Source organism: Streptococcus infantis SPAR10 (genome assembly GCF_000279535.1).
GTDB classification, from domain to species: domain Bacteria; phylum Bacillota; class Bacilli; order Lactobacillales; family Streptococcaceae; genus Streptococcus; species Streptococcus infantis_I.
This window is the reverse complement of record NZ_ALCH01000007.1, coordinates 38,602-45,705: the sequence shown is the minus strand read 5'-3', so window position 1 is coordinate 45,705 and position 7,104 is coordinate 38,602. Positions and strand designations below refer to the sequence as shown.

The 7,104-nt window shown below is 39.8% G+C and carries 11 protein-coding genes; 2 read left to right on the top strand and 9 right to left on the bottom strand.

Annotated features, from left to right (window positions below; genetic code table 11):
• Positions 1-16: 16 nt before the first annotated feature.
• The 7 genes from trxB to SPAR10_RS10105 form a co-directional block, all read right to left on the bottom strand.
• On the bottom strand, positions 17-928 hold the full coding sequence (gene trxB / locus SPAR10_RS10135; protein WP_004253935.1) for a thioredoxin-disulfide reductase: 912 nt from the start codon (positions 926-928) through the stop codon (positions 17-19).
• Between the two features lie 65 nt (positions 929-993).
• Positions 994-1,218: a DUF4059 family protein gene (locus SPAR10_RS10130; RefSeq protein WP_004253933.1), complete on the bottom strand. Its 225-nt coding sequence runs from the start codon at positions 1,216-1,218 to the stop codon at positions 994-996.
• 79 nt (positions 1,219-1,297) lie between these two features.
• A complete protein-coding gene (locus tag SPAR10_RS10125; RefSeq protein ID WP_004253930.1) occupies positions 1,298-2,041 on the bottom strand; it encodes an amino acid ABC transporter ATP-binding protein in 744 nt (247 codons plus the stop codon).
• On the bottom strand, positions 2,041-2,841 hold the full coding sequence (locus SPAR10_RS10120) for an amino acid ABC transporter permease (RefSeq protein ID WP_004253929.1): 801 nt from the start codon (positions 2,839-2,841) through the stop codon (positions 2,041-2,043). The genes SPAR10_RS10125 and SPAR10_RS10120 overlap by 1 nt, the downstream gene beginning before the upstream one ends.
• Before the next feature lie 156 nt (positions 2,842-2,997).
• Complete coding sequence (locus SPAR10_RS10115) at positions 2,998-3,354, bottom strand: Spx/MgsR family RNA polymerase-binding regulatory protein (RefSeq protein WP_004253927.1); 357 nt, start codon at positions 3,352-3,354, stop codon at positions 2,998-3,000.
• An 11-nt stretch (positions 3,355-3,365) separates the two neighbouring features.
• A complete protein-coding gene (locus tag SPAR10_RS10110) occupies positions 3,366-3,857 on the bottom strand; it encodes a methylated-DNA--[protein]-cysteine S-methyltransferase (protein WP_004253925.1) in 492 nt (163 codons plus the stop codon).
• Positions 3,858-3,870: 13 nt separating this feature from the next.
• Positions 3,871-4,371, bottom strand: coding sequence for a GNAT family N-acetyltransferase (locus SPAR10_RS10105; RefSeq protein ID WP_004253923.1), 501 nt, complete (start codon positions 4,369-4,371; stop codon positions 3,871-3,873).
• Between the two features lie 134 nt (positions 4,372-4,505).
• Here SPAR10_RS10105 and SPAR10_RS10100 point away from each other — a divergent pair, with 134 nt between their 5' ends.
• Positions 4,506-4,961 (top strand): DUF1836 domain-containing protein, encoded by a 456-nt coding sequence (locus tag SPAR10_RS10100; RefSeq protein WP_004253915.1) that lies wholly within the window; start codon positions 4,506-4,508, stop codon positions 4,959-4,961.
• On the top strand, positions 4,951-5,598 hold the full coding sequence (trhA, locus tag SPAR10_RS10095) for a PAQR family membrane homeostasis protein TrhA (protein WP_004253913.1): 648 nt from the start codon (positions 4,951-4,953) through the stop codon (positions 5,596-5,598). Before SPAR10_RS10100 ends, trhA begins: the two co-directional genes overlap by 11 nt.
• A gap of 31 nt (positions 5,599-5,629) precedes the next feature.
• On the opposite strand, the gene pdxT is transcribed toward trhA, so the two are convergent.
• Both pdxT and pdxS read right to left on the bottom strand, forming a co-directional pair.
• Positions 5,630-6,202 (bottom strand): pyridoxal 5'-phosphate synthase glutaminase subunit PdxT, encoded by a 573-nt coding sequence (gene pdxT / locus SPAR10_RS10090; RefSeq protein ID WP_004253909.1) that lies wholly within the window; start codon positions 6,200-6,202, stop codon positions 5,630-5,632.
• On the bottom strand, positions 6,203-7,078 hold the full coding sequence (gene pdxS, locus SPAR10_RS10085; protein WP_004253907.1) for a pyridoxal 5'-phosphate synthase lyase subunit PdxS: 876 nt from the start codon (positions 7,076-7,078) through the stop codon (positions 6,203-6,205).
• Between the last annotated feature and the right edge of the window lie 26 nt (positions 7,079-7,104).

The following is a 7,104-nucleotide window of genomic DNA, read 5'->3' as shown; positions in this document are numbered from 1 at the left end:
TGATTGGAGACTTTTTTTAACTGTGTTCAGTAATATATTTATAGGCTTCTTGACCTGCAATAGCACCATCTCCAACTGCTGTTGTAACTTGGCGAAGGTCTTTCTGACGAACATCTCCAACTGCAAAGACACCTGCAACACTTGTCTTCATGTGGTCATCTGTCACAATCCAACCTGACTCATCTTGGATTTGTAAATCTTTTGTAAAATCGCTAACTGGATCTAAACCAACATAGATGAAGACGCCTCCAAAGGCATGTTCAGTCACTTGATTTGTTTTAACATTTTCAATGACAACTGACTCCACACGGTTTTCACCCTTAATTTCTTTGACAACAGAATCCCAAATGAAGTTGATTTTTTCATTGGCAAAGGCGCGATCTTGCAAGACTTTTTGAGCACGAAGCTCATCACGACGGTGAACGATGGTTACAGTTTTGGCAAACTGTGTTAAGAAGATTGCTTCCTCAACCGCTGAGTCACCACCACCTACAACCAACAAATCTTGGTCACGGAAAAAGGCTCCATCACAAACCGCACAGTAAGAAACACCTCGACTGTTGAGTTCTTCTTCTCCTGGAACGCCTAAGAGTCGGTGCTTAGAACCAGTCGCCACAATAACTGTGCGAGTTTCAAATTCTTCATTGTCTGTGATTACTTTCTTAACATCACCATGGTCCTCAATATTTTCTACAAAGCCATAGAGATGCTCAACACCTAGATTTTCAAGAGGTTCAAACATCTTTTCTGCCAACTCAGGTCCACTAATGTTAGCATAACCTGGATAGTTTTCAATGTCAGAAGTATTGTTCATCTGACCGCCAGGAAGACCACCTTCAATCAAAGCTACTTTGAGATTGCTGCGAGCTGCATACAAGGCTGCAGTCATCCCAGCAGGACCTGCACCGATAATAATCGTATCGTACATTCTATTTCCTTCTTTCTTGTTGTAACTATTCTTATTCTAACGGATAAAATCCTATTTGACAACTATTAAGCCTTGAGAACCAACAAGATGCTCATGGTTGCAAAAGACAATACTGGAATTGTTAAGACTCCAATCATAATCATATCATAGAGGTGAGCCTGACGCTCCTTGGCAGTTTTATCCACACCTGATAGAGCTCTAAAACCAATCCAAATCCCTAAGACAACCAAGACTAGTAAAATCGTCAAAACCAAACTCTCTAAATACAAAGCAAATAGCTGAACTAACATGCTTTCTCTCATTTCTATTATTTTTAAAGAGTAAACCCAGTTAGCTTAGCCAACTGAGTTTTTCTTATCTTCTATTATATCAGATATAGGTCCGTTTGTAACTAGCAAAGAACTCTTTTGTTCGTTCTTCTTTGGGATGGTTGATAATCTCATCCGGTGTTCCAGATTCAATAATCTTTCCTTTATCCAAGAATAAAACCTTATCAGCTACTTGAGCAACAAATGACATATCGTGACTAACTAAAACCATGGTTTGACCTGATTTTGCAGCATTGGCAATCGATCTTTCTACCTCACCAACCAATTCTGGGTCCAGTGCTGAAGTTGGTTCATCCAAGAGTAAGACGTCTGGTTTCATGGCTAGGGCACGCGCTATAGCTACCCGTTGTTTTTGCCCCCCTGACAAGTGACGCGGATAATGCTGTTCACGATCAGAAAGTCCAACCTTAGCTAGCTCTTCCTTAGCAATTTCAGTCGCTTCTTCGTCCGATAGTTTTTTAACGACCACCAAGCCTTCTTTAACATTGTCTAGTGCTGTTCTACGCTCAAACAAATTAAACTGTTGGAAAACCATCGATAGTTTGCGACGAAGAGTTAGAATTTCTTCTTGCGTAATTTGAGAAAAATCAACTTTGAAATCATCAATCTGAATACTTCCACTATCAGGTGTTTCTAGATAGTTTAGGCTACGAAGAAAAGTTGATTTCCCAGCTCCTGAAGAACCAATTAAGGCAACAACTTCTCCTTTTTGAATATCTAAGTTCAGATGATCCAAAACGGTTTGACCTGAAAAGGATTTGCTTAAATTTGAAATTTTAATCATTAGCGAAGCTCTCCTTTCACATCTGTCTCAACATTATCTGGTGCTGTAATAGCCATTTTTCTTTCAATGAAACGGCCAAGATTTTCAATAACGATATTTACCACCCAGTAGACAAGGGCAACTGAGATAAAACGTTCAAAGTAGCGATAGTCTGCACCACCCAAAATCTGAGCTTGGGCAAAGACTTCTACAACACCTGCACTGAAGGCTAGGGAAGTCCCCTTGGTCAAGCCAATCAAGGAGTTAATCAAGGTTGGTGTTGCAACTACTGCTGCATTGGGAATAATCACACGACGATAAACTTGTGCACGTGTCATACCAAGACTACGAGCAGCTTCAATCTCACCTGGATTTACAGAAAGAATTGCCGCACGAAGAGTTTCGCTGGCATAGGCCGCCTCGTTAAAAGCAAAAGCCACAATCGCAAATGTTGCTGCTGGAATAGCATTAATGTTCAGAGAAGTTCCCCATTGTTGATTCAAGGCTTTCAAAGCTAATGGAATCCCGTAATAAGTCAACATCAGTTGGACTAAAATTGGGGTTCCTTTTAGGAAACTAACAAAAAAGGCTTGTAATGGGTAAATAAATCTAACTCGGTTGATTTTCACGATAGCAAAGATTAGGGCTAGCATGATACCAAAAAAGGCACCGAATACCGTTAACATCAATGTTGTAGGTAATTGCTGTACAATTCTTGGAATCCCATCAAAGACCGAACGCCAACTAAAAAGTTTGCCATCTGGAATATATTGCATCAAATTTTGATACCAATCAGATGCTAAAATCGTTGTAACATTCATAGAAACATCCTCTCAAGATAATGATTCATTCTATCATACTTATGCTCTAATTAAAAATATTTGCTACGAGCATATCAGATTTCATCTACCTTCTAGTTTATCATACTTTAAAAGTGGGAGGTTATATATTTTATCTATCAAGGAGATAGAAAAAAACTAATTCAAATCCAAGTTATTGTATGTCTTACGGTAGCCAATTTGTTTTACAAGACCATTTTCAACAAGTATTGGACGTTTTAACAGCATACCATCACTGGCCAAGAGTTTGGCTGCTTCTTTGTTAGACAATGTTCCAACCTTATCTTTCAATCCGAGTTCACGATATTTGATTCCACTAGTATTAAAAAATTGCTTCAATTCAAATCCCGAAGTTTCGAGCCAGTTTAAAATGACCTTTTCACTCGGAGTCTCTTCAACGATATGAACATCCTGATATTCTAGTCCGAGTTGATCTAATTCTTTCTTAGCTTTTTTACAAGTTGTACATTTTGGATATTCGATAAATTCTAACATTTTTTCTCTTTCTATTTTTTATTTTCTTGATAACTTGCACCTTCATGCCTCAAGAGCCAAGCCTTCTTTTCGAGTCCCCAAGCATAGCCTGTCAGACGTCCTCCAGCACCTAGCACACGGTGACAAGGTACAAGGATAGACCAGGGATTGCGACCTACTGCTCCTCCGATTGCTTGAGCAGAAGCCACCTGCAAATCCTTAGCTATTTGCCCATAAGTAACTGTCTGACCGAAAGGAATTCCTCGCAAGTAGTTCCAGACTCTTTTTTCAAAGTCACTACCGACAGGAGCTAAAGGTAATCCAGATAAGTCTTGATCTTGCCCCTTAAAATAAGTCTCTAAATAGGAAGTAATTTGATTTAAAATGGGATGACTGTCAACAACAGTTACATCATTTTCAGATAATCCCTTCTCAAAATCGCTCTCTTCTTCAATCCATATCCCAAACAAATAGTGGTCATCTGCTAGCAGAGATAGGGGGCCAATCGGTGACTTGTATAGCATCTTTACATACTTCTTAGGCATTTGATTTTAATTTTTGATAGGCCAAGCGTTCCCCGTCTACTGGAACTTTACCAACCTGTTTGAAGCCAAGTTTCTCAAAAATATGTTGCATAGCCTTGTTTATTTCATGTGTATCTGAACGAAAATCTAGGTAATCAAAGCCTTCAATCAAGCCTTCCAAGAAGGTCTGAGCAACACCTTGACCTTGCACATCTCTAGCAACAGCAATACGGTGAAATACTAAGTATTCTGCTTCATTTCCCTCCCAGTTACCATCATAAATTGCTTCATAAGCTTTTTCGGGGCTCTTAGTCACTGCTGCATAGGCTAAGAGATCACCTTCGTCTAGGGCTACATAAGCTTGACCAGAGATGATATCTTCAATAATGGTATCTGCATCTGGGTAGCCGTTTTGCCACTGAGTGCTACCAGCTTCTGCCAAACATTTCTTGGCTCCCTCAATCACTTGTATAATTGCATCAACTTCGTTTGGAAAGGCTAAGCGAATCTCCATCATTTATCCTCTTTTCATACTATTTTCTTTCATCATAGCATAAAATATTTCTTTCTACAAGCACTTGAAACTTGACTTATTATTTCTAATATTTTATAATCTAGTTATTAAAACTAGATAAAAAGGAGTTGAAAATGAATACCACTTTTTCCTATCCAAAATGGGAAGAAATTCCAAGTATCAATCTCTATCTGGACCAGGTTCTGCTCTATGTCAATCAAATCTGTCCTCCAGCTTCTCCTGACAAGGAGAAAGGTTTGACAGCATCCATGGTGAACAACTATGTCAAACACGGTTATATCAGTAAACCTGAAAAGAAAAAATATCAACGCAAACAAATCGCACGATTGATTGCTATTACCACTCTCAAGTCTGTTTTTTCTATCCAAGAAATTGCTCAAACCCTTAATACCCTTCACACAGACACTAATTCAGAAGAACTTTATAATGCTTTTGTGGACTATATGAATGAAGATATTGATCCAGCTAATCCCATTATCCAGGCCAGCTGCCAAACGGTCAAACTCTATCATCAAACACTTGCACTAGTCTATACAGAAACCGAAGAGGAGGAAACAAATGAATACTAGTTTCAAACTTAGTAAACGACTTAGTTTTGGAGAAGAAATTGCCAACAGTGTCACCCATGCTGTAGGAGCATTTATCATGCTCATCCTACTTCCCATTTCATCTACTTACAGTTATGAGGCCCATGGTTTCTTATCGTCTATCGGTGTTTCCATCTTCGTCATCAGCCTCTTTCTCATGTTCTTATCATCAACTATTTATCATTCTATGGCTTATGGTTCAACTCATAAGTACGTGCTTCGTATCATCGACCATTCTATGATTTATGTTGCGATTGCAGGTTCTTATACCCCGGTGGTTTTAACCCTGATGAATAATTGGTTTGGTTATCTCATTATTGCTATCCAATGGGGGACAACTATTTTCGGTATTCTTTATAAAATCTTTGCCAAGAAGGTCAATGAAAAATTCAGTCTCATCCTTTACCTCATCATGGGATGGCTTGTATTGGCTATCTTACCAGCAATCATCAGTCAGACAAGTCCAATGTTTTGGAGTCTTATGGTATCAGGTGGCCTTTGCTATACAGTTGGCGCTGGATTCTACGCTAAAAAGAAACCATACTTCCATATGATTTGGCATCTCTTTATCCTAGCAGCCTCTGCTCTCCAATATATTGCTATTGTTTATTACATGTAAAAAAGAAGTTGGAAAATCCCAACCTCTTTTTTTATTTACACATATTCATAAAGTACTGATGCAAACGAAGATCATTTGTCAATTCAGGATGAAAGGAGGTTACCAGCATACTCTTTTCTTGAGCCGCAACGATTTGATTGTTCACAATCGCTAGAACATCAACACTGTCACCAACACTACTGATAATTGGGCCACGGATAAAGGTCATTGGAATTTTACCAACACCCTTGCAGTCAGCTTCTGTATAAAAGCTTCCTAGCTGACGTCCATAGGCATTGCGCTCTACTACTATGTCCATGGTCGCTAGATGGCTTTCCTCTTGAGAAGTGATTTGTTTTGCTAGCAAAATTAAACCCGCACAAGTTCCAAAGACTGGTAAACCATTGAGAATAGCCTCTCTTAGAGGAATTAGCATCTGCTGATCTCGCAACAGTTTCCCCATGGCCGTTGACTCACCTCCTGGCAAAATCAAACCTGATAGCTCACTTCGATGTTGCTGAAAATCTTCTAGGTTTCGTAGTTCAATACTTTCAACTCCTAGTTGAGCAAGCATTTTCTCGTGTTCTACAAAGGCACCTTGCAAGGCCAAGATTCCGATTTTCATCTATTTTCCTCGCTCCGCCATGAGAATTTGGATTTCATTCTCATTGATACCAACCATGGCTTCTCCCAAGTCTTCCGAAATTTGAGCCAGAATTTGAGGATTCTGATAATTGGTAACAGCTTTGACAATTGCTGCCGCACGTTTAACAGGATCACCTGATTTGAAAATCCCTGAGCCAACAAACACACCTTCTGCACCTAGCTGCATCATAAGAGCAGCGTCCGCTGGTGTTGCAACCCCTCCAGCTGCAAAGTTGACAACTGGTAATTTCCCATTTTCGTGGACATATTGAACTAATTCTACAGGTACTTGGAGTTCTTTTGCAGCAACATATAACTCGTCCTCACGGAGGTTTTGAATGCGGCGAATTTCTTGATTCATCATACGCATATGACGAACCGCCTGAACGATGTCTCCTGTTCCTGGTTCCCCTTTTGTACGGATCATAGAAGCTCCTTCAGCGATACGGCGCAAGGCTTCTCCTAGGTCTTTAGCACCACAAACAAAAGGAACTTGAAATTCTTTCTTGTCCACATGGAAACGATCGTCAGCTGGAGATAGAACTTCGCTCTCATCGATATAGTCAATCTCGATAGCTTCTAAAATCTGTGCTTCAACAAAATGCCCAATTCGAACCTTAGCCATAACTGGAATGCTGACTGCTTCTTGGATTTCCTTAATCATCTTTGGATCACTCATGCGAGAGACACCACCTGCTGCACGAATATCAGCTGGGATTCGTTCCAAAGCCATAACTGCTGCCGCACCTGCAGCCTCAGCAATTCTTGCTTGTTCAGGGTTTTGGACATCCATGATGACGCCACCTTTAAGCATCTGTGCCAAATTCTTATTTAATTCATAACGATTTTCAGTCATTTTTTTCATCCTCAATAGTTGTATTG

Excerpts from the sequence above, each read along its gene's own strand:
- SPAR10_RS10100 (WP_004253915.1), top strand. The coding sequence starts at position 4,506 with ATGAATACCACTTTTTCCTATCCAAAATGGGAAGAAATTCCAAGTATC.
- SPAR10_RS10105 (WP_004253923.1), bottom strand. The coding sequence starts at position 4,371 with ATGGAGATTCGCTTAGCCTTTCCAAACGAAGTTGATGCAATTATACAA.
- trxB (WP_004253935.1), bottom strand. The coding sequence starts at position 928 with ATGTACGATACGATTATTATCGGTGCAGGTCCTGCTGGGATGACTGCA.
- SPAR10_RS10110 (WP_004253925.1), bottom strand. The coding sequence starts at position 3,857 with ATGCTATACAAGTCACCGATTGGCCCCCTATCTCTGCTAGCAGATGAC.
- trhA (WP_004253913.1), top strand. The coding sequence starts at position 4,951 with ATGAATACTAGTTTCAAACTTAGTAAACGACTTAGTTTTGGAGAAGAA.
- SPAR10_RS10115 (WP_004253927.1), bottom strand. The coding sequence starts at position 3,354 with ATGTTAGAATTTATCGAATATCCAAAATGTACAACTTGTAAAAAAGCT.
- pdxS (WP_004253907.1), bottom strand. The coding sequence starts at position 7,078 with ATGACTGAAAATCGTTATGAATTAAATAAGAATTTGGCACAGATGCTT.
- SPAR10_RS10130 (WP_004253933.1), bottom strand. The coding sequence starts at position 1,218 with ATGTTAGTTCAGCTATTTGCTTTGTATTTAGAGAGTTTGGTTTTGACG.
- SPAR10_RS10120 (WP_004253929.1), bottom strand. The coding sequence starts at position 2,841 with ATGAATGTTACAACGATTTTAGCATCTGATTGGTATCAAAATTTGATG.
- SPAR10_RS10125 (WP_004253930.1), bottom strand. The coding sequence starts at position 2,041 with ATGATTAAAATTTCAAATTTAAGCAAATCCTTTTCAGGTCAAACCGTT.
- pdxT (WP_004253909.1), bottom strand. The coding sequence starts at position 6,202 with ATGAAAATCGGAATCTTGGCCTTGCAAGGTGCCTTTGTAGAACACGAG.